Origin of the sequence: Limnobaculum eriocheiris (assembly GCF_021010575.1) — a bacterium.
Classification (GTDB): domain Bacteria; phylum Pseudomonadota; class Gammaproteobacteria; order Enterobacterales; family Enterobacteriaceae; genus Limnobaculum; species Limnobaculum eriocheiris.
The window spans coordinates 26,478-52,255 of sequence record NZ_JAJNAG010000021.1 but is presented as its reverse complement, the minus strand read 5'-3'; the positions used below and the strand labels follow the sequence as shown (position 1 = coordinate 52,255).

The window sequence follows — 25,778 nt, the reverse complement described above, 5'->3', positions numbered from 1 at the left end:
CTTCATATCATTTATCTTCATCCGGATTTAAACGACGACGACTTACCGCACGCAGCCCACGCCAGAGCATTAACGCCACCAGAATCACGCTGAAAACGGCAAATATTGCCAGCCATACCGGATGTTCAGATAGCTTAAACCAAAGCTTATCCCACCATGGCAGGTAACCAACATAGTAGGTATCCCCAACCCGAATGCTATTCACTCCGGAATTACGCACAATAGAAACCGAACCAGCCATTGCCGCCCGCTTGCCGCTGTCGCGCCAGGCTTCATCCAATAACTGATAACCACTATCACCGCTGGCCATTAGGGCAACAACGCTGCGCTGCTGGTTATAAGGGGACTGGAAGCCGGTGATGGCACCAATGGGCCCATCCGATGAGACTACGGCACTAGTCTGTGGCGTTGGTTCTGTACTCGGCTTATCGAAATCAACGGTTCGTAACTCCAGATTATTTTTTTCCGGACGATTAAGCTGACTCTTTGCCTGCTCAATCAATATTTCTGGCTTATTTCTGATATCCAAATCTTCCGGAATATTGTTTAACACCAGTAGATCTTTATCTGCATAATGTTTTGCATCGGGTTTATTGCTCAGTTCAACTCCTAACGCCGGGTAGCCAATATTGGCACCCATCTGGCCCAGCACGTTAAACAGCAGCGTTAATTGTTCTGCCGTTGGTTTTTCTGGCATCACCACCAGCGTTTCCGATAGGTCAGCCATACGGCTGAACGGGAAGCCTGACTGAGCAAAAGTTTTCAATGCTGGCATCGCTAAATAATGACGATAGCCAGAGAAATCGATGGTTGAATCACCACCCACTACCGCCTCATGTTTTACCGGCGTCATGGTGCGGCATACGTCTGTGGTACTGGCACCGATATTAGAGACAAAATCAAAATCGAAACGCAGTTTGTTATTTCCGTCCAGTTGGAAAGCCGGAATCATCACTTCTTCATCGGTACTGCTCAATCCCTGAATCAACGGAATATGCAGCTCTTGCAGTTTATTCGACTCATAAGGCCTTAATGGAAACGCCTGTAAAAAGCGATTGTTCAGACTAACGTTTAGGCGAGAATCATCAACATAAGGAGGTGGTGTATAACTATATTTCAGGTTTAGTGCTATACCCTGGCTGCGCAGTAAGAACAGGTCTGGCGGTAACTTCATATCCAGATCGATGGGCGGTAAACGCCCGCCGGAAACACTAAGCTGTTCCGGGTAGGTGGTCAGTTCAGCTAATCGTACCGGACGATCGGTTCTTACCCAATTAGGCGCATCATAAGGTTGGCGAGGCACAAGCTGTTTCACACTATCGATGGTCACGCTCTGACCACGGAATAGCGGTTCCCCCTGAGCAATACCCTGTACTGCGGTCAGCAAATCTTTGTTATCACGCCCCAGCACCAGTAACAGTTTGATATACGGGTTGGTCGGATGCGATATGATCTCAACCGTTGGAGCATCAACTTTTGGGTAATCCTTCAGAAAATCCGGACGCCAGTCGTTAGTGGCGAAAACCACACCATTACTCTCTGGCAGTTGGTTATACAGTACCGGGAAATTCTGCCCCCGCCATTGTGCTTTTACCCCAAACCAAGAGGCCAGAATCGCGGCTGCTTTTTGCTGTTCACTGTCCGGGGCTGAATTAAAAATCACGGGTAAATTTAGCGGTCGGAAATCGCGACTGTCATAGAAAGGCTCAGGAAAACGAGAAAGATCGTTATTCACCTCCAGCCCCTGATAGGTCAGCGCCACCGAACTGCTTTTACTGACGTCAATCCAGATACTGCTGTGGGTTGGGTCTTCACAAACATCTTTATAGTGCCCCACCAACTCAAGGCGAATGCGGTTAAAGTCACTGATATAGCGTGCATCCAGCGGCAGATTGATGGTTCCCTTTTTCCCCGGTGAGTCCTGATTTACCGGCACAATGCCCATCAGCTCATCATTCAGATAGACTTTAATGTGGGAAAGCAGCGGTAACAACGCAGGTGAAACGGTATAGTCCAGATTCAGCGCGGCCTGAGATACCACTTCATCACTGCGCACGGTGAACGTCATCTGCGCTACGCTCTGCACGCCTCTTAAAACCAGACTACCTTCCGGTGCCAGCGTTTTAAAAGAGAGCGAGTCATTGCGTACCGGTGCACCCGGTACAATCGGCATTGGCTCCACCGCTGGGACTGCGGGTACCGCACTGTTTTGTACATCAGCACCAACGGCTGGTGGTGTATCCGTGGTCTGCGCATAGGCAGCCCCCGCCAGACTCAGCAGAACAATTCCCAGCCAGCGACGTTTCGCTACACCGGTAAACATCACTTCAGATTTCATTTTCTTCATATTGTTGCCACTTCTGTTTTGGGCTGATTAACCCGCCGGGGTAAAAACGAAATTAACCAAACAATAACCGACGCCATACGCCCCAAAATGGAATATAAAAATGGAGGTAAATATTCCAGCATCCGTTGATAACCGTGTAAGCCCAGCATCAGTACATCACGCATACTGCTCATCGGTTTATCTTCCGGTACGCTTTCTTGCCATAACGCCCAGGTATCTGCCCGGGCAAAAGTACATTGCATAAAATCAATATGTTGCTGTGTGGTGGTTAACTGAAGCTGAACACCAACGGTCTCTTTGATTGAGCGCATTACCTGACAAGGGAAGGCATACTCGCGATCTCCCCGGGTTAAGATCAGGGTAAGTTTGTCGCCCTTCGCGACCAGCTCCGGCACATTCGTTTCAATACCGACCCCGGCATCGGAATAATCCCTCAGCGTACAAGGAAACAGATGCCCGTCTTCACGGGCAATTGCTGCCGGCATGGCAATTTGAATGCGGGGTGAATTCCTGATTTGCCTGGCTTCAATAGAAACTGCAATAGCGCCACCTAAAATGATCAGGTTATAGATAACCCATATTGAACTGACTAATACCGTTGGGATCTCATTGGTTGGCCCGTAATACATGCGCCATCCGGCGGCCAGCAGCCCTACTACGTTGAGTATCACCAGTAAGAAATAGGGGCGAGAGATAACCCAGTCCAAATGGTTCTCTTCTACCAGCCCCCCTTTGGCAGTGACGTTAAATTTACCTTTATGGGGGTTCAGTAACGCTACCGTCGTTGGACGGGCGATATACCAGGCCAGCACTGTCTCATAAATTTCACTCCAGAATGAGTGACGAAACCGTCCCTGAATGCGGGAATTAGTCAGGCTGGCATGAATCATATGGGGTAAAACATACAACGTTATCGCTAACGCCGGAGCATAAATGATATAGGCGTGGAAATAGAGGAATGCCAACGGTGCCGTTAAAAATATCAGCCGTGGTATACCCGACAGGAAATGCAGCATCGCATTGGCATAACACAGGCGCTGTGCCAGTTTCAGCCCTTTACCCAACAGTGGGTTATCCAGCCTGAAAATTTGTACCATTCCCCGCGCCCAGCGAATACGCTGGCTGATGTGGGCGGACAGCGTTTCCGTTGCCAGCCCGGCCGCCAGAGGAATACGAATATAGGCAGAGGTATAGCCAGCACGATGCAAGCGCAGCGAAGTGTGGGCATCTTCCGTCACCGTTTCTACCGCGATACCACCCACTTCATCCAGCGCAGTTCTGCGCATAATGGCACAGGAACCACAGAAGAAGGTCGCATCCCAGGTGTCATTACCATCCTGAAGCAAACCATAAAACAGCGTGCCTTCATTTGGCATTTTACGAAAAGAGCCCAGATTACGTTCAAAAGGGTCCGGTGAGAAAAAGTGGTGGGGGGTTTGTATCATTCCCAGTTTTTTGTCTTTAAAAAACCAGCCCATTGTCAGCTGTAGAAAAGAGCGGGTTGGCACATGATCACAGTCAAAAATGGCAACAAACTCGCTGGTAGCCTGCTTCAGTGCATGGTTAATATTACCGGCTTTAGCATGTTCATGGGTTGGGCGAGCGATATATTTAACCCCAATCTCTTCGGCAAATGCACGAAATTCTGGTCGGTTACCGTCGTCCAGAATGTAGATGGTTCGCTTATCTTCCGGCCAGTCAATTCCCAGCGCGGCATAAATCGTGGGTTTCACCACGTTTAGCCCTTCGTTATAAGTAGGAACCATAATATCGACGCTGGGCCAGGAGGAGAGATCTTCCGGCAACGGTACCGGTTTACGATGCAATGGCCATACCGCCTGAAAGAAGCCAAGTACCAGCACAACCCAGGCATAGGTTTCTGCCACCAGTAACAACAGCCCACAAACCAGACTCACCGGATCATCCCAGTTAAGGGTCGAGGTATATCGCCACCAGATATAGCGAGATGAGATAGTCAACGACAACACAATCATCATCAGAGAGGCGAAACGGCCCGGAATACGGCGCATCACCATGGCAATGCCCCACAGCAACAGAACAAAGATAAATTGAGCAAACAAATCAAACGGCTGAGAGATACAAATAATCGCCAGTATGCCTGCCAGCAGGCTGCAAATGATAAATACCGTAAGTCTCAATACCGGACTCAAATTTTTTAAACGTTGCTCTGAACGATGTTCCAGCTGATTCGCTCTGATATATTCCGGTAAGCTATGCAGCCAGTTGTTTACCTGCTGGTGTCTGACTCTCAACCATTGTCTGAACCTCCGCCATCCCCAACGTAGAAATAAAAACGAAGGTGAGGTCTCCTGACGAATAACAATCAACCACAAGCTCTGCACTGAATAGCGCAAAATATCTGCCAAACGAGGACGCGCCTCAGAAACCTGAGGAAATAGCCGACTATGCTGCTCTCTGACCCGTTGCCAGACTGGTGATTCCAGGCAGAATACCGCCCATAAAGCGGCATAACCAACACAGTACAAAAATGCCGTAATCGCGGAACTCTTCTGCTGGCGATAGCCATTATACCGGGCGACCAAACGACTCATCGGCGCCGTGGGTATAAATACGCTAAACAGAGACCTGAATAGATGCATGGTCAGGAACCCTGCTTATCAACATTCTGGCACCACAATGCCAGTTGGTGAATATCCTGAGCAATCAAACTACCGGGCTGGTATTCACCCAGCGTTTTCTTGACCGCCAGCGACTCTGCCATGGCCTCATCGCGATGCAATATGACAGGAATCAGACCGAATAAGTTCTGTTGCCAGATATGGCTGATATCTTGCTGTATTAAACTTGTTGGTGAAAAACCATTAATCAGAAAATAACTATTCACTGGAAATGAATTTTGCTCCAGTAAAACGTGGCTACCCACATCCGGATTTAATAAAATAAGATTAATATCTGCCAACGAATTGGATAAATCATTTAAAGATGAAAGCGTAGAAGAACAATCAATAATTACCCATTGATAATCATCAAATGAAAGAAACTCTAAAAAACCGGGTAATTTATCTGGTTGATGTTCTTTTTGATAAAATAACCCGTCATTAATTAGGGAATATATTTCTTTTCCAGAATAACCAAAGGGCAGATAATCAATTCCCGGTGAATAAGAAATAATGGATGGCGATGATTGTTGCTGTTTAAGCGTTGAGACCCAGCCCTCTTTACTTTTCCAGTCATGGTTAAAATGAAGGCGCAATAAATTATTGATACTGAAATCAACGACCAGCACTGATTGCCCGGCTTGGGCAAGATCCCAGGCCAGCGCAGCACAAACTGATGTAGCACCACAGCCACCACGGATCCCCTGTATTGCCAGAATCGTCACAAACCAACCTTATCTGAGTTTGATTCAGATGACATTTCTGTCAGCAATGGCCAACGCAAAAATGCTTCCCGCAGCACACCTTGATGGGAAAGGTCCTGATATTCCAGCGAAGTGAGATGATAAGCCGTCATCACCGCAGCAATATCATTCTGATACTCTTTTGCCACCGCCTGTCCGGGTAGCTGATTTTCTATTTCTGCTTTGCGTCCTTGCCTCAGGTTCCATTGGATTCCTGTGACATCATCGTTCATTTTAATAACTCAGTAATGCAGGCTATGTAGTTAATTTTAGCTGATAAAAATCATTGTGCTGGCACCAGAGGCTAAAAAACTTGGCATAACCTGATAGTTTTTCTATGAATACGCAACATGAATTTTTCTGTGTTAAATTAAAAAATAAATAAACAGGTTTTCCCACAGAATTCGGTTAAAATAATAACAGAGTCGTGGGCACAAAAAAATGGAATTTCTGTTTTATTCATAGTGATAAAAACAACAGGATGTTATTTCATGCGACTAATCCATCCGCCTGAAACCCTATTTATGCTCGTCGGCGTATATTATTGGATTAATCTCTGTCAGTGAAAACAGGTAAAAAATCTGCCAACATCATTATTGTGGATAACATAAACAGATATTATGAATAACGAGAAAATATCCTCTCAGTCCGCCTCTTCGAATAACAACCTGTGGAAAAACTGGCAGGGGTTAAGCGGTTGGAATTACTACTTTCTGGTAAAGTTTGCGCTGCTATGGGGTGGGTATCTTAATTTTCATCCTCTGGAGAATCTGGTTTTTGCTGCCTTTGTATTATTCCCCCTGCCTGTGGGCTGGTTTAGAAAAATTCGCAACTGGATCGCTATTCCGGTAGGTATTGCGCTGTTTTACTATGATACCTGGCTTCCGGGTATTCAAAGTATTATCAGTTTGCGCGGTCAGGCAACCGCTCTTAGTTTTGATTATATTGTGGAGTTCATACAGCGCTTTATTAACTGGAGCTGGGTAGGTGCAGGATTCGCGCTGTTGGTAGGTTATCTGTTTATTTCCCAATGGGTGCGTATCACGCCTTTTGTGGTCGCCGCTTTAATATGGCTAAACGCTATTACCATTGGTGAGCCATCATTTAACTTAATGCCCGCAACAGCGGCTACCAGTACGCCATCAACTAATGCTACGCCCGCTCAGTCAGGTAGCGCAGACAATACTCAATCGGAAGCGCTGGGGCCACCAACTTCACAAAATCTTACCGCTTATTACGATAAATTTATTCAGGCTCAGCAAAATCTGCACACCGAATTTCCAGCATCATTACCTGCGGATGCCCAACTGTTTGATCTGTTAATCATTAATATCTGCTCGCTTTCCTGGTCAGATATGCAGGCTGTTGGTCTGGCGGACCATCCTGTCTGGAAAAAGATGAATGTGGTGTTTGATAATTTCAACTCGGCCACGTCATACAGTGGGCCAGCAGCCATTCGTATATCCCGCGCTAGCTGCGGTCAGTCATCTCATACTGCATTGTATAAAACCGCAGACCAGCGCTGTTATCTGCTCAACAATTTGGCACAGTTAGGATTTAAAAACGATCTGGTAATGGATCACTCAGGTGCTTTTGGCAACTACCTGAAAGAACTGCGTGAATATGCAGGTATTCAGGCTACGCCATTGCCTTTTGGCAATGCCAAAGCAGAATTGATCTCCTTTGACGGTGAACCGCTCTATCGAGACCACAGCATGTTAACCGAATGGCTGGCGGCCAGACAAAAGGACGATTCACCTCGAGCCGTCACATTCTACAATACCATTGAGCTGCATGATGGTAACCGTAGTCTGGCAACTAACAAACCGGTGGAATACAAAAAGCGCCTGCAGGATTTGTTTGACGATCTGGACAGTTTCCTTGATGAGCTGGATAAATCAGGACGGAAAGTGATGGTGATGGTAGTGCCGGAACACGGTGCCGCTCTGGTTGGTGATAAAATGCAGGTTTCTGGTCTGCGTGATATTCCCAGCCCAAGTATCACTCATGTTCCTGTAGGTATTCGGATTATTGGCGCAAAAGCGCCAGCGCAGCAACAGGCGCTGCATATTGATTCCCCAAGCAGCTATCTGGCCATTTCCGAGCTGGTTAGTCGCACGCTGGACGGTAAGCTGTTCACTCAGGACAGTATTGACTGGCAGAAACTAACGGAAAATCTACCGCAAACACCGGCAATCTCAGAAACATCAGGTACAGTGGTAATGAAGTATCAGGATAAGACCTATATCAGGTTGAATAACGCCGACTGGGTGCCTTATCCTCAGTAAGCCGCAGATTCAACCCGGAGAAAACGCAAAACCCCCTGATGGCTTTCACCATCAGGGGGTTTTAATTTGGTCGGCGAGAGAGGATTCGAACCTCCGACCCACTGGTCCCAAACCAGTTGCGCTACCAAGCTGCGCTACTCGCCGTCGAATTGAGGCGCATGTTACTGCCGCCACAATCTAAGGTCAACTGCTTTCCGCCATCCCGTAACTGACCGGAGATAAATGCAGCAAACCGGGGATAAATCCCCCACATCAAACAGATAAGCGTGTTTTTCTTCGGTTAATTTACTCATAATTGTTAACAAGAAGTGATATTCTAATTAACTCTCCAGACTTCTGGTTCCAGACACCTTTCTGGTTATATAACATACAACATACTGAGGGGAAAACTCATGGCTGATTGGGTTTCAGGCAAGGTAACACAGGTAGATAATTGGACAGACAGCTTATTCAGCCTGCGTATTCATGCCCCCATACGACCATTTACTGCCGGACAGTTTGCAAAACTGGCTCTGGACATTGGAGGAGAGCGGGTTCAGCGTGCTTACTCTTATGTCAATGCCCCCAATAATCCGGAACTTGAATTTTATCTGGTGACCGTACCGGAAGGTAAACTCAGCCCCCATCTTCATCAGTTAAAAGCGGGCGATTCAGTTATGGTCACTCTGGATGCCGCAGGCTTTTTTGTCCTGGAAGAAGTTCCTGCCGTTGATACCCTCTGGATGCTATCAACCGGTACCGCTATTGGGCCATTTCTCTCAATTCTTCAGGCGGGGAAAGATCTGGAGCGCTTTAACCATATCGTTTTGGTTCATGCCGCTCGCTACAGTCAGGACCTTAGCTATCTGCCTTTAATGCGTGAACTGGAAAAACGCTATCAGGGAAAACTACGCATTCAAACCGTTGTCAGCCGGGAAAAAAGCGGTGATTCTCTGTTTGGCCGCATTCCGGCATTAATTGAGAGTGGTGAACTGGAATCCGCTGTTGGGCTGGCAATCAGTGCAGAACAAAGCCACGTCATGCTTTGCGGTAATCCGGAGATGACGAAAGACACCCAGCAACTGCTCAAACAACAACGCAATATGGTCAAACACTTACGCAGAAAGCCGGGGCATATCACCAGTGAACAATATTGGTAAAATCAGTAAAAGACCGAATATCAGCCAGATCGCGTTGTCTGATAAATCACAGGCAACGCAATAAATTTTGAGACATGCTTTTGACAAGCCAGACACAACAGGTTTTAATCAGACATTATCTCTTATAGATTAGTGATATATATGAATGACACTCAATCAGAACACACAACATTGATAAAATCAGGGATTTCCAGCACGCTCTTTTTAGCGCTGATGTTGGGTTCTGTGTCATTTGCAGCTCAGGAAAATAACCCTTCTCCATCGACCACCAGTGAACCCGCTATTGCGCCTTATCTGAGAGAAGATGCGCCATCATTTAGTCTGACTATCGCTCAGTTCAGGGAAAAATTCCTGGCTGCCAACCCTGCTCTGCCATTAAGGGAATATAAGACCATCAAAACGCTGGAGGTTAAATCTCCACTGCTTCGTGCCGCCAGCCGAATTAACAGTACCCTATACTCTTCGGTAGCTATTGATAAAAGCCAGCGCACAATCAAAAGCTTACAGCTTACTTATCTGCCCCCTACTCCATCAGAAGAAAAAACCGAAAAACCGGAAGAAATCGCCAAAGCGGAAAAAGCAAACAAAGCTGTGTTAATCAATTATATGAGTGCATTTATCAATCTGTTTGAACCCACATTGTCAACAGAGAAGTGCCAAAAGAAATCTATCGAATTACTGGAAAAAGGCAAAGGAACGCCTTTCTATCAACAAACTGAAGGGACATTGCGTTTTGTTATAGCCGATCATCGTGAAAAAGGTATAACATTCGCTATTGAACCGATTAAGCTGTCGCTATCTGACAAGTAAATGATAAAAATCAGATACGCCCGCTAACAATCAATAAAAGCTAAACCCTGAGCATTAAGTCGTTCTATACTAGGGAACAAATTGATACAGGCACTAAGCCGCCATCAAATGCTTTAAGTCACTAACTCACTGTAATGAAAGTTATTACCGTATAATCTGATTGGAGAAAAAACATGCGTCATCCATTAGTTATGGGAAACTGGAAACTCAACGGCAGCAGACATATGGTCAACGAACTGATCGATGGCCTGCGTAAAGAAGTCAGCAGTGTAGATGGTTGTGATATTGCAATTGCCCCACCATTTATTTATCTGGATCAGGCCAAGCATCAGGCTTCTGGTAGCCGTATTATGCTGGGTGCTCAAAACGTTGATATCAATCTTTCAGGTGCATTCACCGGTGAAACTTCAGCCAATATGTTAAAAGATATTGGTATGAAATACGTCATCATCGGCCATTCAGAGCGTCGTACTTACCATAAAGAGAGTGATGAGCTGATTGCAGAGAAATTTGCCATTCTGAAAGAAGCGGGCTTAATTCCTGTGCTGTGCATTGGTGAAACTGAAGCAGAAAACGAAGCGGGTCAGACCGAAGCCGTTTGTGCAAGACAACTGGATGCCGTATTAAAAACCATGGGTGCTCCGGCATTTGAAAATAGCGTAATCGCTTATGAACCCGTTTGGGCTATTGGTACCGGCAAATCAGCAACACCAGCTCAGGCTCAGGCAGTTCACAAATTTATCCGTGATCATATTGCTAAACATGATGCCAAAGTCGCTGCTCAGGTGATTATCCAGTACGGCGGCTCCGTGAATGCTGGCAACGCAGCAGAATTATTCTCTCAACCAGATATCGATGGTGCACTGGTTGGTGGCGCATCATTAAAAGCAGATGCTTTTGCCGTTATTGTTAAAGCAGCAGCAGAAGCTAAAAAAGCGTAATCGTTTTTTATGACCAATAAAAACCCGGAAAATATCTCCGGGTTTTTTTATCTCAATAAATATGCTTAAACGGGATCAGAACAGCTCTTTTGCCGTTTTTAACCAGTCGCTCTTAAACGGACGCTTCATATTCTCGATAGCATCGATGATATCGTGATGAACCATCTTCTCATTCTGAATACCCACGCAGCGACCGCCGTGGCCCTCTAACAGCAAATCAATGGCATAAGCGCCCATACGGGAAGCTAAAATACGATCGTAAGGCACCGGCGAGCCACCCCGTTGAATGTGGCCTAACACAGTTGCACGCGTATCCCGGTGGGTTTTTTCCTGAATATATCTGGCCAGCTCATCGATATCACAAATGTGTTCAGTGATGGCCACAATCGCATGTTTCTTACCTTTATCAATACCCGCCATGATCTCTTTTACCAGCTCATCGCGATCGAACTCGATCTCTGGCAGAACGATAAATTCACAACCGCCAGCAATGGCAGCAGCCAGAGTCAAGTCACCACAATAGCGCCCCATGACCTCCACAATAGAGATACGTTGGTGAGATGAAGAGGTATCACGCAAACGGTCAATTGCTTCAACCACAGTACCCAGAGCGGTAAAAAAACCAATAGTATAATCGGTACCGGCTACATCATTATCGATAGTTCCCGGTAAACCAATGCATGGGAAACCACGTTCTGTCAGCAATTTTGCTCCCATGTAAGAACCATCACCGCCGATAACCACCAGTGCATCAATATTTCTGCGTCTCAGGTTCTCTATCGCTATTTCACGAACCGCAGGATCTCTGAATTCCGGATAACGAACAGAGCCCAAAAAAGTACCGCCACGGTTAATAACATCAGATACGCTATAGCGATCTAACTGTTCCATGCGGTCTTCACACAGACCCTGATAGCCATCATAAATACCAAAAACGTCCAATCCTTGAGAAAGTGCAGCGCGCACAACACCACGAATTGCCGCATTCATTCCCGGTGCATCACCACCACTCGTTAAAACGCCGATTCTTTTGATCATGACCACCTCTAAACTGACAGATGTTATTTTAGATATCGTTCCACGAAATGCCATGCACAGCATGGCTGATGAAACATAGTGAGCCACCAGGCTCGCGGTTATCAGTTAAATGCACCGGGCACATTATGTAGGGTAATCCCCGGGCTTTTAATCCTGTTGACTACATTCCAGACTAATGTCTGCTGACTTTAATGTTTCAGTATAGCAAACATTATTTGCTGAATTGATTCAGTTTAAGTTAAAAACAGTAATAATTAATATAGATAAAAGAATTATTTTTTTATCGTCCCGAAATAAGTTTCTGCTAATAGGTAATCTGACTCATTCACAAGCAGATATTGTCTTCAGGATACCACCACGGAACAAGGGTCCTGATGAATGATAACCTCTGAGTTGGGAAAACGTTTTAATATATCCTGCTCTACCTCATCAGCAATTTTATGCGCTTCAATCAGCGGCAGCTCGTCGGTCATTTCCACATGTAGCTGAATAAAACGTGTGGGACCTGATTGACGGGTACGGAGATCGTGCGCTCCCATAATGCCCGGCTTCGACAGTGCAATATCCATAATCTCCTGTCGCTCTTCATCCGGTAATGCTCTGTCCAGCAGGGTTTGCACCGCATCATAGGCCATCGTTAATGCGCTATATAAAATGTAGCAACCAATGCCTAAAGCGAAAATGGCGTCCGCATGCAGAAAACCATAAAGGCTCAGGCCTAATGCTGCCAAAATAGCACCATTCATAAAGATATCTGACTGATAATGCAGCATATCTGCACGAATAGCCTGACTTTGCGTTTTTCTGACTACCCAACGCTGAAAAGTCACCAAACCAATGGTGCTGATTAACGAAATAACGGTAACAATAATACCAATACCAGCAGATTTAATGGGTTGAGGATTCGCCAGATGTTGGAAACCGGTTAAAAACAGGAAAATAGCCGAGCCACTAATAAACATACTCTGCGCTAATGCCGCCAGAGATTCTGCTTTACCATGACCAAATGTGTGTTGATGGTCAGCGGGCTGTAAAGCATAACGCACAACCAACAGATTAGTAACCGAAGCGGCAATATCCACCATAGAATCAACCAGCGCAGCCAGCAAACTAACGGAACCGGTAAGCCACCAGGCAGCAATTTTTACCAACAATAATACTGTTGCCATACTTGCTGCGCAGATCGCTGCTGTTTTAACTAGTCGTCCGTACTGATCGCTCACCTTCTATTGCTCCTGAATATTGTCAGTCAAAGCGGTTAGTATAACGATTTTTGGGCAAAAAAAACCCCGCCGTCTATGGCGGGGAAGACATGGATGGTGTCTAAGGCAAGGAAAAACATACATCATAGGATTTACTACATACAACTACATACAACTACTTACAACTACATACTCTTACTACTGGGGATCCGGCTCATCATATTTGCGCATCAGGTCTAAGTGATGCTGCATCATCTCCATCCTTTCAGAATGGTTATGATTGAAAATCTTTTGCTGCTCCGGCGTTAACAAGCTATAAAACTGGTGGTTAACTCTGGCTAAAGCAACCTGTCTCTCAACCTGCGCTTTAGCGATAACTTCAGCCTGTGCACGCGCTACATCTTCATCAAATATGTCAGCAATGATTAACTTATGCATTGCTTCCATGTTATCCCGGTACATCTGTGGCATAACATCATGGTAATTTTGTCTGATCAGGTCCCGCATCTGCTGGCGCTGTTTGGCGGTTAACTTCAACCCTTCAAACAAACCGTGCTGGCGCATAACCTCAGATTTCATCACTTCACCGCTATTCGCGGGAACAACTGAACTAAAACAAGCTTCTGTCTCGGTACAATTTACTGGTTCAATTGGAGATTCAGCATTTTTTGTGTCTGCGGCCAACACTGTTGATGTACTCAGTGCTAACATTGATGCCATAATTAATAAATTAGCTTTATGCATCACCTTCTCCGCAAACTCCACCGTATTGAACCGATGTAGAGAAGTCTACCCAAGCGGATGAAAACTAGCGTCAGTGCTTGTAAATGTGTGTAAAGTCATGGATTAGCGCCACCTATTCGAGTAATTTTGCTTCCGGAGGAAACATTATGAGTAAAATATTGCTTGTTGATGACGATCGTGAAATCACGTCATTGCTGGAAGAGTTACTGGAGTTGGAAGGGTTTGACGTTGTTATTGCTTATGATGGCGAACAAGCAATAAACATGATGGATGACACTATTGACCTGCTTCTGCTGGACATCATGATGCCAAAGAAAAATGGTATCGATACATTAAAAGAGCTACGTCAGAATTATCAAACACCGGTGATTATGCTCACCGCCCGTGGTAGCGAGCTGGATAGAGTTTTAGGACTGGAATTAGGTGCAGATGACTATCTGCCTAAACCGTTTAACGATCGCGAGCTGATAGCCCGTATTCGCGCTATTTTAAGACGTTCCAACTGGAGCGAACAACAGCAAGAACCTGAAGTGAATTCCAATACGCTACAGGTGGATAAGCTACGCTTAAACCCTGGTCGTCAGGAAGCCAGTTTCGACGGGCAAACCCTCGATCTGACCGGTACTGAGTTCACTCTGCTTTATTTATTAGCCCAGCGTTTAGGCCAGGTTGTTTCCCGTGAATATTTAAGTCAGGAAGTATTGGGGAAGCGCTTAACACCATTCGATCGTGCTATCGATATGCATATCTCTAACCTCAGACGTAAATTACCGGAACGTCATGATGGTTTGCCCTGGTTCAAGACCCTGCGTGGCCGTGGCTACCTGATGGTTACCGCTACATGATTACTTTCAATAGCCTGACAACCCGCATTTTCGCCATATTCTGGCTAACTCTGACGTTAGTCGTCATGGTGGTACTGATGGTTCCTAAACTTGACTCCCGTCAGCTGGCCGCGCTGCTGGATAGTGAACGGCGCCAGGGAACTATGCTGGAACAGCACGTTGAAGCTGAGCTGGCCAGTACACCTAACAGCGATCTGATGTGGTGGCGTAGGTTATTGCAGGCTATTGAAAAGTGGTCCCCTCCTGGTCAACGTATGTTGCTGGTCACCAGTGAAGGGCGAATTGTTGGCATCCTGAAACGTAATGAAATGCAGATGGTGCGTAACTTTATCGGACAGGCTGATAATGCTGACTACCCGATGAAGAAAAAATATGGTCTGCTGGAAATGGTTGGCCCATTTTCAGTTCGCGATAGAGAAGAGCACTATCAACTGTATTTAATGCGCCCGGCAACCAGCCCACAATCAGACTTTATCAACCTGTTGTTTGACCGTCCGCTGCTATTACTCGCCGTGACTATGGTTATCAGTATACCGCTGTTGCTCTGGCTGGCCTGGAGTCTGGCTAAACCGGCCCGTAAGTTAAAACGAGCCGCCGATGAAGTCGCGCGGGGTAACCTGAAAGAATCCCCCGAGCTTGAGTTTGGTCCACTGGAGTTCCGTGCAGCAGGTGCCAGCTTTAACCAAATGGTAAGCGGGCTTGATCGCATGGTAAAAGCGCAGCAAAGATTAATTTCCGATATCTCCCATGAATTGAGAACGCCGCTGACTCGCCTGCAATTAGCAACGGCATTAATGAGACGCCGTCATGGCGAATCCAGAGAATTAGTTCGAATAGAGACGGAAGCACAGCGACTGGACCATATGATTAACCATCTGCTGGACCTGTCACGCAATCAATATAAAAGCGAAATCGCCAGAGAACGCCTGTTGGCAAATGAACTTTGGGCTGATGTTCTTGATAATGCCAAATTTGAAGCTGAACATACGGATAAAAAGCTGGAAATTGCCGTTCCTCCGGGTCCCTGGCCAATTTTTGGTAACCGCGCCGCACTGGACAGCGCATTAGAAAACGTGATTCGTAACGCTTTCCGTTACTCCAACAATCATATCGTTGTGACCTTCAATTGTAATGAACAGGGCGTTGAAATTCATGTTGACGACGATGGCCCCGGCGTAGCAGAAGAAGATCGTGAACAAATTTTTCGACCGTTTTATCGTACTGATGAAGCCCGGGATCGAAACTCTGGTGGTTCCGGCCTTGGTCTGGCTATTGTGGAGTCAGCCATTAGTCAACATGGCGGCTGGGCTAAAGCAGAGAAAAGCCCATTAGGCGGACTACGCCTGATAATTTGGCTACCTCTTTACGTTCGCTAGTTCTAGCGAGATTCAATATCTGCTATTCTGCGCCTCTCTGAATTGGGGGGCGCATGTTAAATATTGTTTTATTCGAACCAGAAATACCACCAAACACCGGCAACATTATCCGTCTGTGTGCAAATACCGGATTCCAGTTACATCTGATAGAACCACTGGGTTTTACCTGGGATGATAAACGCCTGCGCCGCGCCGGTCTGGATTACCATGAATTTACCGCTATCAAACGCCATAAGAACTATCAGGCGTTTGTTGCTAACGAAAACCCTGTCCGGCTATTTGCCCTGACGACCAAAGGAACGCTGGCCCACAGCGCGGTTTCCTACCAGCCTGGTGATTACTTACTCTTTGGCCCGGAAACCCGTGGCCTACCCACGGAAGTTCTGGATAGTCTGCCAAAAGAGCAAAAAATTCGCATTCCTATGCAGCCAGACAGCCGCAGTATGAACCTGTCAAATGCCGTATCGGTGGTAGTGTATGAGGCTTGGAGACAATTAGGCTATCAGGGAGCACTGCATCGGGAGTAGAAACTGACCGGAAAGCCCGGTCAGCCCAAATAAACTATTCTGATAAACAAAGATTAATCATCCACTGAGAGGTCAATGTCACCCTTCAGGCCATTAAAACTTTGATCCATTTCCATGGAAGGTTTATCGCAACCGGAACGCCCAACAATACGGGCCGGAACACCCGCTACAGTGGTATAAGGTGGCACCGCCTGTAGCACCACGGAACCGGCACCAATTTTGGCACCTCTTCCCACTTCAATATTGCCGAGGATTTTAGCACCCGCACCAATCATCACGCCTTCACGGATCTTAGGATGACGATCTCCGCCTTCTTTGCCGGTACCGCCCAGCGTAACAGATTGAAGAATAGAGACATCATTATCTACAACGGCGGTTTCGCCAATCACAATACCTGTAGCATGGTCCAACATAATACCGTGACCAATACGAGCCGCCGGATGAATATCAACCCCAAATACCACAGAGACCTGATTTTGCAGATAAATCGCCAGCGCTTTACGATTCTGCTGCCATAGCCAATGGCCTACGCGATAGGCCTGTAGCGCATGAAAACCTTTAAGGTAAAGCAGTGGAGTTGAATACTTATCAACCGCCGGGTCACGCTGACGTACCGCCAAAATATCACGGGCGGCTGATTCAACAATAGAGTTGTCAGACTGAATTGCCGCTTCGATAATTTCCCTTACGGAAATGGCTGGCATAGTAGCGCTGGCCAGTTTATTGGCCAAAATATAGCTCAGGGCATTTCCCAGAAACTCATGGTTCAACAGGGTCGAATGAAAGAAACTGGCAAGGATAGGCTCACAATCAACCAGTTTTCGCGCTTCTACTTTTATCTCATTCCAGACCTGCATTGACTCTGATGACATTTTCCGGCTCCTGCTTACACCTCTGGTACCAATAAAAAACCGTGGATACTGATGGTAATTAGATTTTTATTTTCTCATCTTTGCTGGTTCGGCTAAGTAGCGTGATAGCCGCTTCCCGGGCATCTTTACCGGCATAAAGTACCTGGTAAATCTGTTCAGTAATTGGCATCTCCACGCCATGGCGCTGGGCCAGTACCCAAACTTCTTTAGTATTGCGATAACCTTCAACCACCTGACCAATCAGGTTTTGGGCTTCTTCAACATTTTTCCCCTCGCCCAGCATAATGCCAAAGCGACGGTTACGGGATTGGTTGTCCGTACAGCTCAATACCAAATCTCCTAATCCAGCCATACCCATAAAGGTGGCAGGATCTGCGCCTAAAGCGGCCCCCAGACGGCTCATTTCTGCCAGCCCGCGGGTTATTAATGCCGTTCTGGCATTGGCGCCAAAACCAATACCGTCGGACATACCTGCACCAATAGCAATAACGTTTTTAACTGCGCCGCCTAACTGAACGCCTATAAAATCCGGGTTACTGTAGACCCTAAAACTTTTTCCGCAGTGCAGTAACTTTTGCAAATCGTCAGTAAACTGAGGGTCCGATGAAGCCACCGCAATGGCCGTTGGTAAACCCGCAGCAAGTTCTTTAGCAAATGTCGGCCCGGAGATAACCGCCAGTGGAATATCCTCGCCTAACGCTTCTCTGGCAACGTCAGCCAGCAAACGTCCGGTTTCAGCCTCTAACCCTTTGGTTGCCCAAACAATACGAGCATTTGGCTGTAAATACGGTTTTATCTGGCGAAGAACATCGCCAAAAACATGACTGGGTACAACCACCAGAATATCCCGGCTAATGCTGATAGCCTGCTGGAGATCGGCCTGCAACTGTAACGTATCCGGAAATGGAACATCCGGAAGAAACGCCTGATTTTTTCTATCCTGTTGCAGTTGTGCAATATGTTGAGGGTCGTGGCCCCACAGCACCACCGAGTGACCATTACGCGCCAGCGTAATAGCTAAAGCGGTGCCGTACGATCCGGCACCGATAACAGTCATATCGACCTGATTCATTACGCGTCCTGATGTGGCGCTGCGCCTTGTTCAGCTTCAGCTTGCTGCTGCAGATAGTTCATAAACAGCGCATCAAAGTTTACTGGCGCCAAATTCAGTTGCGGGAAACTACCGCGGGAAACCAGTGCAGAAACACATTCACGAGCATAAGGGAACAGAATATTTGGGCAGTACGCACCCAAACAGTGAGCCATCTGAGAATCATCCAGACCAGTGATGCTAAAGATACCCGCCTGCTGAACTTCACATAAGAATGCAGTATCTTCACCCAGCATAGCAGTTGCTGTAACGCGTAAAACAACTTCAAATACACCATCACCCAGTTGGCTGGAAGCCGTATCTAAATCCAGTTTAACCTGAGGATCCCACTCCTGTTGAAAAATCAGCGGTGCCGCAGGTGCTTCAAAAGAGACGTCTTTGGTATAAATGCGTTGAATCTGAAACGCCATTTCTGGGTTGCTTTGCTCTGACATAAAAAATTACCTTTAAGTTAAATGTCCTTCTCATGCTGAAATAAAGCAATAATCGGGATTTTTGAGATAAACAGTAAAGTGGGGCTCATCCCTTTTTACCGACTATTACTTACCGCGAACCAATGGCAGGTTTTCACCACTCCAGCCAGACAATCCGTTTTTCAGAGTGAATACCTGTGTGAAGCCCTCTTTAACCAACGCTTCTGCCGGTTCTTTTGAACTGGTGCCATTAGCACAAAGTACAATCACCGGACGCTCTTTGTGTTTGTCCAAAACGGCAAGGGTGCCATTTTTAATGTCTGTTGGCGTTAAGTTAATAGCACCAACAATGTGCCCTTTACGGAACTCATCAATAGTACGGGTATCAACAACAACCGCATCTTCTGAATTGATCAGCCGGGTCAAATCCGAATTGCTGATATCTTTAACTTTAGATGTTGCTGTTTTTAGCGTCATAAAAATGACAGCGACCAGTAAGCCAACCCAGGCAATGCTCAATACCGGATGGTTACTAACAAATTGCATAACTTGTTCCATGGAGGATAACAACTCCCGCTGTTTGGGATTAAATAATCAAGGTTATGGAGTATACCTTTGCACTGCATCAAATACAGCCAAAATACGGTTAGCAATGCAGAAAATACGGCATATCTCTAAAAATTTTATCAAGAGTCTGCAGCGAAACATATTGAAAAAGAGTAAAAACAGGTATCAAAGTCTGATTTTTCCGCTTATTTTTTCTGACTGTAGTAAAATTCTCCACCAAATGACGATGCCGGTTGTACCTATCGTTACCTCTAAGTTCTCAATGTGGTATAAAAAGCACATTGGTATGAAATGAATACTGCAAATTTCAATGTTATTTACGAGGTTATTTGAATGTCGAGCACAAAAAAACCCATGGTTCTGGTGATTCTTGATGGTTATGGCTATCGGGAAGAGCAACAGGATAATGCCATCATTAATGCTAAAAAACCGGTGATGGACAATCTGTGGAAGAACTACCCCCATACGCTGATTGCCGCTTCCGGTCTGGATGTCGGTTTACCTGATGGTCAAATGGGTAACTCCGAAGTTGGTCACGTGAATCTGGGGGCCGGACGCATCGTTTATCAGGATCTCACTCGTCTGGACAAAGAGATTAAAGACGGTGATTTCTTTACCAATGCAGTATTGACCTCTGCCGTTGATAAAGCAGTTGCCGCTAATAAAGCCGTTCACATTATGGGATTGATGTCCCCGGGTGGCGTTCACAGCCATGAAGACCATATTCTGGCAATGATTGAGTTAGCCGCAAAGCGTGGGGCAAAAGCCGTCTATCTGCACGCTTTCCTGGATGGTCGCGACACCCCACCCCGTAGTGCGCAATCAACACTGAAACGATTCACCCAAGAGTTTGAAAAATTGGGCTGTGGTCGTATTGCCTCCATTGTAGGCCGCTACTATGCAATGGATCGTGATAACCGCTGGGATCGTGTACAGCTTGCCTATGACCTGATGACTGACGCCAAAGGCGAGTTCACCACAGAAGATGCGGTTTCTGGGCTACAGGCTGCATACAATCGTGATGAAAACGATGAATTTGTTAAACCAACGGTTATCCAAAAATCAGGTGAACCATCTGCCGCGATGCAGGATGGTGATGCGTTGATCTTTATGAATTTCCGCGCTGACCGTGCCCGCCAAATCACTCGTACTTTTATCAATCCTGATTTTGACGGTTTTAAACGTAATAAAGTAGTGAAGTTCAGCGAGTTTGTGATGCTGACTGAATACGCCGCTGACATTAAAGCAGCTTGTGCCTACCCACCAGATTCACTCAACAATACCTTTGGTGAGTGGCTGATGAAGCACGATAAGACTCAATTACGTATCTCTGAAACTGAAAAATATGCTCACGTAACCTTTTTCTATAATGGTGGCGTGGAAGAGCCCTTCACCGGTGAAGAACGCATTCTGGTAAATTCACCGAAAGTTGCTACCTATGATTTACAGCCAGAAATGAGTTCTGCCGAGCTCACCGAGAAGCTGGTAGCGGCTATCGAAAGCGGTAAATATGACGCCATTATCTGTAACTATCCTAACGGTGATATGGTGGGTCATACTGGTGTATATGAGGCTGCGATTAAAGCGGTGGAAACACTGGATGCCTGTGTAGGTCAAGTTGTTGCCGCCGTTGAAAAAGTGGGTGGTCAACTACTGGTTACTGCCGATCATGGCAATGCGGAACAAATGCGCGATCCTGCAACGGGTCAGGCCCACACTGCACATACCAGCCTGCCGGTACCATTGATTTATATAGGAAAATCAGCACAGGTGATTGAAGGTGGCAAACTGTCTGACCTGGCGCCAACCATGCTCAGCCTGATGGGAATGGAAATTCCACAAGAGATGACTGGTAAGCCGCTGTTCATCGTGAAATAATCGCCTTCCATGAAGGAAGCGATTTTTTTTCACTATTCACAAGCTATCAGGGGGTCGATTGTGCAGATACCAAAACAGGACTCTGCACCCGTTGTATCGACCCACCGTTTTAGCTTGAGTGCTATTTGCGCCAGCCTGTTTTGTGCTGGCGCACTTCTCTGTTCTTCTCCCGTCTATGCTAACGAAGATAATAAGCAACAACTCAATTCCGTTTTGCAGGACATTGCTGAAAAAGAAAAAAACGTCAAACTACAGCAAAAACAGCGAGAAGACCTTAATGTGCAGCTTAAAGAGCAGGAGAAATCCATTGCTCAATCCAGTCTGATATTGCGAAAAACCCAGGGAGCGCTGAATACCTTAGGCAGCGAAATTGGTACTCTTAACAGCAATATAAAACGACTGCAAAAACAGCAAAATGCCCAGCAAGAGTATCTGGCTAAACAACTGGATGCTGCTTTTCGCCTGGGAAAAAGCTCCGAGCTTCAGCTCATTCTGGAAAGTGAAGAGAGCCAACGCAGCGAAAGAATTCTCGCCTATTACGGCTATCTGAATCAGGCCCGCCAAAAAACCATTGATGGGCTCAAAGAGACACAGACCGATCTGAAGCAGGAAAAAACCAAGCTACAGACCAAGCAGACCGAACAGAAAACCCTGCTTGGTCAACAAAAAGATGAACAGACAAAGCTGGAATCCGCTCGTGAGGCCCGCAAGAAAACCTTAAGTGAACTGGATGTCTCCATTCAGGCCGACCAGCAAAAACTGGCTGAACTAAAGAAAAACGAATCTCGTCTGAGAGACCAAATAGCCAAAGCGGAACGGGAAGCCAAAGCCCGTGCCGCTCGTGAACAGCGGGAAGCTGAAAAACTAAGGGCCCGCCAACAGCAAGCTCAAAAATCTGGCTCAGTGTATAAACCAACGGAAGAAGAGCGTTCTCTGATGGCTCGTACCGGCGGGCTTGGTCGCCCGACAGCTCAGGCTCTGTGGCCAGTAAGAGGACAAATAAGCCATCGATTTGGTGAAGCACTGCAAGGCGAGCTCCGCTGGAAAGGTATGGTTATCAGCGCTCCTGAAGGTAGTGAAGTTCGGGCCATTGCTGATGGTCGGGTTCTACTGGCCGATTGGCTGCAAGGCTATGGTCTGGTGGTGGTTATCGAACATGGTAAAAGTGACATGAGCCTGTATGGCTATAACCAGAGTGCGCTGGTTAGTGTTGGTAGTCAGGTCAAAGCGGGTCAACCGATTGCGCTGGTTGGCACCAGTGGCGGTCAGGGAGAACCTTCGTTGTACTTTGAAATTCGTCGTCAGGGACAGGCAGTTAACCCACAACCATGGCTTGGAAAATAGTAGTGACTTCATTAAAACATCTTATCCACCCTCTGTTAGCATTACTCTGCCTGAGTTTTACACTTTCTGCCGCCCCCGCCCGACTGGCGATTGTTATCGATGACTTTGGTTATCGTAAACATAATGAAGAGCAGATCCTGAAAATGCCAGCGGCCATTTCCGTTGCCATATTACCCAATGCACCGTTATCTCAGGAAATGGCGCAAAAGGCCTATCAATCCGGGCATGAAATCCTTATCCATATGCCTATGGCGCCAATAAGTAAGCAGCCTCTGGAGCGGGATACACTACGCCCGAGTATGAATGTGGAAGAGATTCGGCGCATTATTGCTCAGGCAATACGCAATGTTCCCCATGCCAAAGGAATGAATAATCATATGGGTAGTGCAATGACGTCTGACTTAGCCGCCATGCAACTGGTAATGAAGACCCTAAGCCATTATCAGCTCTACTTTCTCGATAGTGTAACCATTGGCAGTACCAAATCAACACAGGCTGCGGAAGGCACTTCCGTTCAGGTGGTCAAAAGAAAAGTGTTTCTGGATGATGATCAAAGTGAAGCGGTTGTGAAAAAGCAATTTAATCTGGCGGTAAAGATGGCACAAAAAAATGGCTCAGCGATTGCTATTGGCCATCCTCATCCTTCTACCATTAGCGTGTTGCAACAAATGCTCCCGCAGTTACCAGCGGATGTGGTATTAGTACCTGTCAGTCACTTATTGCCATCTGCACCACACCGGACCTACCCAACTCATGACCCTAAACCGGCAGGCGTGGAAACGCCAGAGAAACCCGTAGCGATCCCTGTCGATCTGACTCACCGCTGCCCGGCACCTGAGTCAATTGAAAAAATCAATCCACAAGCCACTTATAGTACTATCAAGAATGTTTTCGGAACATCGCCCGCAATATGGTCAATCTACTCTTATCTGACCTATTGCAGCGTCGCTCCACAAATTGCCGCTTCCTTATTACCAAAGGCCCCAAAGAGAACGGCTCCTAAGCATATGAATATCCTTAATTGAACAAAAATAGCGGCTACGTTACCATTTATCATTTAAGTCCAATGGCGGTCAGGTTATGTTTCCTTTATCAGTGTGCGTACTAACGTTTAATTCCGCACGATTACTAAAAGATGTGCTTTTGCCCCTGAAAGAAATCGCTGATGAGTTAATTATTGTAGATTCAGGAAGCAGTGATGAAACTCTGGATATCTGCCAGCAGTTTGGTGTGATGCCGGTTTACCGAGCCTATACCACTCATGGTGAGCAAATGAACTATGCCATCTCATTGGTAAGTAACCAATGGGTGCTCTGCATGGACAGTGATGAAATCATCGACCAAAAGACCGTTGAAGAGATAAAGAAGATTAAAAACGGTACTATGCCAGCACCCGATATGGCGTTTCGTATTTCTCGCCACTGGTTCGTTTTAGGTAAAGAAGTTCACAATATTTACCCCGTCACTTCACCAGACTACCCGGTCAGATTGTTTAACCGTGAATGTGTTGGCTTTAATAGCCGTCCGGTTGATGATGCCGCTGAAGGTTACAAAAATACCGCTGTGATCGCGGGTTTTGTTAAGCATGATACCTTTTTCTCTATCCATGAAGTGTTTAATAAACTCAATGGGTATACCACCCGCCTGGTTAAATATAAGCGGGTTAAACCTTCTTTAGCCAGAGGGGTGTTTAGCGCTTTTGGTTCTTTCTGGAAATGGTACATTTTCAAAAATGGTTGGAAAGATGGCAAGGTAGGTGTTGTTACCGGTACATATGCTGTCGCTTACAGCTTTATGAAATACCTGAAAGCCTGGTACCAACATGATGATAAGAAGCATTAATTATCCGAAACGGAACTGGGGATAAGATTCAGTGTCTACCAGCCAGATAGCCATATTGATACATTCGGCATAAAATAACGCTGGATGCTGTTTAACACAGACAGCATCCCAATAAATTTATCTTGGAACAAATGGTGAAACCATGATTATCGTAACCGGCGGTGCTGGATTTATCGGCAGCAATATTATCAAAGCATTAAACAATACCGGATATCAGGATATTCTGGTGGTCGATAATCTGAAAGATGGCACCAAATTTGCCAATCTGGTCGATTTAGAAATTGCGGATTATATCGATAAAGAAGATTTTCTTGCCCATATTCTTGCCGGTGACGACTTAGGTGATATTGATGCGGTTTTCCACCAGGGAGCCTGTTCATCAACTACCGAGTGGGATGGTAAGTATATGATGGATAATAACTATCAATATTCCAAAGATCTGCTTCACTTCTGTCTGGATCGCCATATTCCATTCCTCTATGCATCATCAGCGGCTACCTACGGTGGACGCAGCGACAATTTCGTTGAAGATCGCCAATTTGAGCAGCCTCTTAACGTATATGGCTACTCAAAATTTCTGTTTGATCAATATGTTCGCCAAATTTTGCCTCAGGCCGAATCTCAGATTTGTGGATTCCGTTATTTTAACGTGTATGGTCCGCGAGAAAATCATAAAGGCAGTATGGCCAGCGTCGCTTTTCATCTGAATAATCAAATTAATAAAGGTGAAAATCCAAAGCTATTTTCCGGCAGTGAACAATTTAAGCGCGACTTTATCTATGTGGGTGACGTTGCCAATATGAATCTCTGGTTCTGGAAAAATGGAGCGTCAGGGATCTTTAACTGTGGAACCGGTCGTTCCGAATCCTTCCAGGCTGTTGCGGATGCCGTATTAGCTTTTCATAAAAAAGGGCATGTTGAATACATTCCTTTCCCTGAGCATTTAAAAGGCCGTTATCAGTCCTATACACAAGCCGACCTTACTAAGCTGAAGGCAACGGGTTATGATCTACCTTTCAAAACGGTGGCTGAAGGCGTGACAGAATATATGGCCTGGCTGAATCGGGATAAATTATAAAGTTGGAGTAGCACAGTCACTCAATAAAAGCCCT

At 46.1% G+C, this 25,778-nt stretch carries 23 protein-coding genes and 1 tRNA gene; 12 read left to right on the top strand and 12 right to left on the bottom strand.

The features are described from left to right. Positions 1-7: 7 nt before the first annotated feature. Genes bcsB through bcsR form a run of 4 tightly spaced genes read right to left on the bottom strand, consistent with a single transcriptional unit; the run spans position 8 to position 5,962 of the window. Positions 8-2,347 (bottom strand): cellulose biosynthesis cyclic di-GMP-binding regulatory protein BcsB, encoded by a 2,340-nt coding sequence (gene bcsB / locus LPW36_RS10565; RefSeq protein ID WP_230609620.1) that lies wholly within the window; start codon positions 2,345-2,347, stop codon positions 8-10. Next, positions 2,344-4,968 carry a UDP-forming cellulose synthase catalytic subunit gene (bcsA, locus tag LPW36_RS10560; protein ID WP_268991638.1) on the bottom strand — a complete coding sequence of 875 codons (2,625 nt, stop codon included), beginning with the start codon at positions 4,966-4,968 and terminating at the stop codon, positions 2,344-2,346. Before bcsA ends, bcsB begins: the two co-directional genes overlap by 4 nt. Positions 4,969-4,970: 2 nt before the next feature. After that, the gene (gene bcsQ, locus LPW36_RS10555) at positions 4,971-5,711 is read right to left on the bottom strand and encodes a cellulose biosynthesis protein BcsQ (RefSeq protein WP_230609619.1); all 741 of its coding nucleotides are present in this window, start codon (positions 5,709-5,711) and stop codon (positions 4,971-4,973) included. Beyond that, positions 5,708-5,962 (bottom strand): cellulose biosynthesis protein BcsR, encoded by a 255-nt coding sequence (bcsR, locus tag LPW36_RS10550; protein WP_230609618.1) that lies wholly within the window; start codon positions 5,960-5,962, stop codon positions 5,708-5,710. Before bcsR ends, bcsQ begins: the two co-directional genes overlap by 4 nt. A 387-nt stretch (positions 5,963-6,349) precedes the next feature. On the opposite strand from bcsR, the gene bcsG reads away from it, so the two are divergent. Continuing rightward, positions 6,350-8,017 carry a cellulose biosynthesis protein BcsG gene (bcsG, locus tag LPW36_RS10545; protein WP_230609617.1) on the top strand — a complete coding sequence of 556 codons (1,668 nt, stop codon included), beginning with the start codon at positions 6,350-6,352 and terminating at the stop codon, positions 8,015-8,017. A 67-nt stretch (positions 8,018-8,084) separates the two neighbouring features. Here bcsG and LPW36_RS10540 read toward each other — a convergent pair. Further along, a tRNA-Pro gene (locus LPW36_RS10540) sits at positions 8,085-8,161 on the bottom strand. A 248-nt stretch (positions 8,162-8,409) separates the two neighbouring features. On the opposite strand from LPW36_RS10540, the gene fpr reads away from it, so the two are divergent. The 3 genes from fpr to tpiA all read left to right on the top strand — a co-directional run bounded on the left by fpr (position 8,410) and on the right by tpiA (position 10,907). Continuing rightward, entirely contained in the window at positions 8,410-9,156 is a 747-nt protein-coding gene (fpr, locus tag LPW36_RS10535; protein WP_230609616.1) for a ferredoxin--NADP(+) reductase, read from the top strand. Between the two features lie 141 nt (positions 9,157-9,297). Continuing rightward, positions 9,298-9,966: a DUF1454 family protein gene (locus tag LPW36_RS10530; RefSeq protein WP_230609615.1), complete on the top strand. Its 669-nt coding sequence runs from the start codon at positions 9,298-9,300 to the stop codon at positions 9,964-9,966. A gap of 173 nt (positions 9,967-10,139) precedes the next feature. Then, entirely contained in the window at positions 10,140-10,907 is a 768-nt protein-coding gene (gene tpiA, locus LPW36_RS10525) for a triose-phosphate isomerase (RefSeq protein WP_230609614.1), read from the top strand. 75 nt (positions 10,908-10,982) lie between these two features. Here the strand turns inward: tpiA and pfkA are convergent, their stop codons facing one another. The 3 genes from pfkA to cpxP all read right to left on the bottom strand — a co-directional run bounded on the left by pfkA (position 10,983) and on the right by cpxP (position 13,891). After that, on the bottom strand, positions 10,983-11,945 hold the full coding sequence (gene pfkA / locus LPW36_RS10520) for a 6-phosphofructokinase (protein ID WP_230609613.1): 963 nt from the start codon (positions 11,943-11,945) through the stop codon (positions 10,983-10,985). 344 nt (positions 11,946-12,289) lie between these two features. Further along, a complete protein-coding gene (gene fieF, locus LPW36_RS10515; RefSeq protein WP_230609612.1) occupies positions 12,290-13,168 on the bottom strand; it encodes a CDF family cation-efflux transporter FieF in 879 nt (292 codons plus the stop codon). Between the two features lie 177 nt (positions 13,169-13,345). Beyond that, on the bottom strand, positions 13,346-13,891 hold the full coding sequence (gene cpxP, locus LPW36_RS10510; protein WP_230609611.1) for a cell-envelope stress modulator CpxP: 546 nt from the start codon (positions 13,889-13,891) through the stop codon (positions 13,346-13,348). Positions 13,892-14,037: 146 nt separating this feature from the next. Between cpxP and cpxR the strand changes: the two genes are divergently transcribed. From cpxR to trmL, 3 genes are read left to right on the top strand one after another with little or no spacing between them, the layout of a single operon-like run. Beyond that, positions 14,038-14,736: an envelope stress response regulator transcription factor CpxR gene (gene cpxR, locus LPW36_RS10505; RefSeq protein WP_230609610.1), complete on the top strand. Its 699-nt coding sequence runs from the start codon at positions 14,038-14,040 to the stop codon at positions 14,734-14,736. Beyond that, positions 14,733-16,112, top strand: a complete 1,380-nt coding sequence (gene cpxA, locus LPW36_RS10500) for an envelope stress sensor histidine kinase CpxA (RefSeq protein WP_230609609.1) — start codon at positions 14,733-14,735, stop codon at positions 16,110-16,112. Before cpxR ends, cpxA begins: the two co-directional genes overlap by 4 nt. A gap of 53 nt (positions 16,113-16,165) precedes the next feature. Then, the gene (gene trmL / locus LPW36_RS10495; RefSeq protein ID WP_230609608.1) at positions 16,166-16,639 is read left to right on the top strand and encodes a tRNA (uridine(34)/cytosine(34)/5-carboxymethylaminomethyluridine(34)-2'-O)-methyltransferase TrmL; all 474 of its coding nucleotides are present in this window, start codon (positions 16,166-16,168) and stop codon (positions 16,637-16,639) included. Between the two features lie 53 nt (positions 16,640-16,692). Here the strand turns inward: trmL and cysE are convergent, their stop codons facing one another. The 4 genes from cysE to LPW36_RS10475 form a co-directional block, all read right to left on the bottom strand. Continuing rightward, entirely contained in the window at positions 16,693-17,511 is an 819-nt protein-coding gene (gene cysE / locus LPW36_RS10490) for a serine O-acetyltransferase (RefSeq protein WP_108900730.1), read from the bottom strand. A 58-nt stretch (positions 17,512-17,569) separates the two neighbouring features. Beyond that, a complete protein-coding gene (gene gpsA, locus LPW36_RS10485) occupies positions 17,570-18,583 on the bottom strand; it encodes an NAD(P)H-dependent glycerol-3-phosphate dehydrogenase (protein ID WP_230609607.1) in 1,014 nt (337 codons plus the stop codon). Further along, positions 18,583-19,056, bottom strand: a complete 474-nt coding sequence (gene secB, locus LPW36_RS10480; protein WP_130593289.1) for a protein-export chaperone SecB — start codon at positions 19,054-19,056, stop codon at positions 18,583-18,585. Before secB ends, gpsA begins: the two co-directional genes overlap by 1 nt. Positions 19,057-19,161: 105 nt before the next feature. Then, a complete protein-coding gene (locus LPW36_RS10475; RefSeq protein ID WP_140918976.1) occupies positions 19,162-19,593 on the bottom strand; it encodes a rhodanese-like domain-containing protein in 432 nt (143 codons plus the stop codon). A gap of 342 nt (positions 19,594-19,935) precedes the next feature. Between LPW36_RS10475 and gpmM the strand changes: the two genes are divergently transcribed. The 5 genes from gpmM to rfaD all read left to right on the top strand — a co-directional run bounded on the left by gpmM (position 19,936) and on the right by rfaD (position 25,744). After that, a complete protein-coding gene (gene gpmM / locus LPW36_RS10470) occupies positions 19,936-21,480 on the top strand; it encodes a 2,3-bisphosphoglycerate-independent phosphoglycerate mutase (protein WP_230609606.1) in 1,545 nt (514 codons plus the stop codon). Positions 21,481-21,489: 9 nt separating this feature from the next. Continuing rightward, positions 21,490-22,824 carry a murein hydrolase activator EnvC gene (envC, locus tag LPW36_RS10465; protein ID WP_230609605.1) on the top strand — a complete coding sequence of 445 codons (1,335 nt, stop codon included), beginning with the start codon at positions 21,490-21,492 and terminating at the stop codon, positions 22,822-22,824. After that, the gene (locus LPW36_RS10460; RefSeq protein WP_230609604.1) at positions 22,809-23,849 is read left to right on the top strand and encodes a divergent polysaccharide deacetylase family protein; all 1,041 of its coding nucleotides are present in this window, start codon (positions 22,809-22,811) and stop codon (positions 23,847-23,849) included. The genes envC and LPW36_RS10460 overlap by 16 nt, the downstream gene beginning before the upstream one ends. 55 nt (positions 23,850-23,904) lie before the next feature. Beyond that, the gene (locus LPW36_RS10455; RefSeq protein WP_230609603.1) at positions 23,905-24,666 is read left to right on the top strand and encodes a glycosyltransferase family 2 protein; all 762 of its coding nucleotides are present in this window, start codon (positions 23,905-23,907) and stop codon (positions 24,664-24,666) included. 142 nt (positions 24,667-24,808) lie between these two features. Further along, positions 24,809-25,744, top strand: a complete 936-nt coding sequence (gene rfaD / locus LPW36_RS10450; protein WP_230609602.1) for an ADP-glyceromanno-heptose 6-epimerase — start codon at positions 24,809-24,811, stop codon at positions 25,742-25,744. Positions 25,745-25,778 lie beyond the last annotated feature (34 nt).

Excerpts from the sequence above, each read along its gene's own strand:
- pfkA (WP_230609613.1), bottom strand. The coding sequence starts at position 11,945 with ATGATCAAAAGAATCGGCGTTTTAACGAGTGGTGGTGATGCACCGGGA.
- secB (WP_130593289.1), bottom strand. The coding sequence starts at position 19,056 with ATGTCAGAGCAAAGCAACCCAGAAATGGCGTTTCAGATTCAACGCATT.
- gpmM (WP_230609606.1), top strand. The coding sequence starts at position 19,936 with ATGTCGAGCACAAAAAAACCCATGGTTCTGGTGATTCTTGATGGTTAT.
- tpiA (WP_230609614.1), top strand. The coding sequence starts at position 10,140 with ATGCGTCATCCATTAGTTATGGGAAACTGGAAACTCAACGGCAGCAGA.
- cpxA (WP_230609609.1), top strand. The coding sequence starts at position 14,733 with ATGATTACTTTCAATAGCCTGACAACCCGCATTTTCGCCATATTCTGG.
- bcsB (WP_230609620.1), bottom strand. The coding sequence starts at position 2,347 with ATGAAGAAAATGAAATCTGAAGTGATGTTTACCGGTGTAGCGAAACGT.
- bcsG (WP_230609617.1), top strand. The coding sequence starts at position 6,350 with ATGAATAACGAGAAAATATCCTCTCAGTCCGCCTCTTCGAATAACAAC.
- trmL (WP_230609608.1), top strand. The coding sequence starts at position 16,166 with ATGTTAAATATTGTTTTATTCGAACCAGAAATACCACCAAACACCGGC.
- envC (WP_230609605.1), top strand. The coding sequence starts at position 21,490 with ATGAAGGAAGCGATTTTTTTTCACTATTCACAAGCTATCAGGGGGTCG.
- cpxP (WP_230609611.1), bottom strand. The coding sequence starts at position 13,891 with ATGCATAAAGCTAATTTATTAATTATGGCATCAATGTTAGCACTGAGT.
- LPW36_RS10530 (WP_230609615.1), top strand. The coding sequence starts at position 9,298 with ATGAATGACACTCAATCAGAACACACAACATTGATAAAATCAGGGATT.
- fpr (WP_230609616.1), top strand. The coding sequence starts at position 8,410 with ATGGCTGATTGGGTTTCAGGCAAGGTAACACAGGTAGATAATTGGACA.
- LPW36_RS10475 (WP_140918976.1), bottom strand. The coding sequence starts at position 19,593 with ATGGAACAAGTTATGCAATTTGTTAGTAACCATCCGGTATTGAGCATT.
- gpsA (WP_230609607.1), bottom strand. The coding sequence starts at position 18,583 with ATGAATCAGGTCGATATGACTGTTATCGGTGCCGGATCGTACGGCACC.
- cysE (WP_108900730.1), bottom strand. The coding sequence starts at position 17,511 with ATGTCATCAGAGTCAATGCAGGTCTGGAATGAGATAAAAGTAGAAGCG.
- LPW36_RS10455 (WP_230609603.1), top strand. The coding sequence starts at position 23,905 with ATGTTTCCTTTATCAGTGTGCGTACTAACGTTTAATTCCGCACGATTA.
- bcsR (WP_230609618.1), bottom strand. The coding sequence starts at position 5,962 with ATGAACGATGATGTCACAGGAATCCAATGGAACCTGAGGCAAGGACGC.
- rfaD (WP_230609602.1), top strand. The coding sequence starts at position 24,809 with ATGATTATCGTAACCGGCGGTGCTGGATTTATCGGCAGCAATATTATC.
- bcsA (WP_268991638.1), bottom strand. The coding sequence starts at position 4,968 with ATGCATCTATTCAGGTCTCTGTTTAGCGTATTTATACCCACGGCGCCG.
- cpxR (WP_230609610.1), top strand. The coding sequence starts at position 14,038 with ATGAGTAAAATATTGCTTGTTGATGACGATCGTGAAATCACGTCATTG.
- LPW36_RS10460 (WP_230609604.1), top strand. The coding sequence starts at position 22,809 with ATGGCTTGGAAAATAGTAGTGACTTCATTAAAACATCTTATCCACCCT.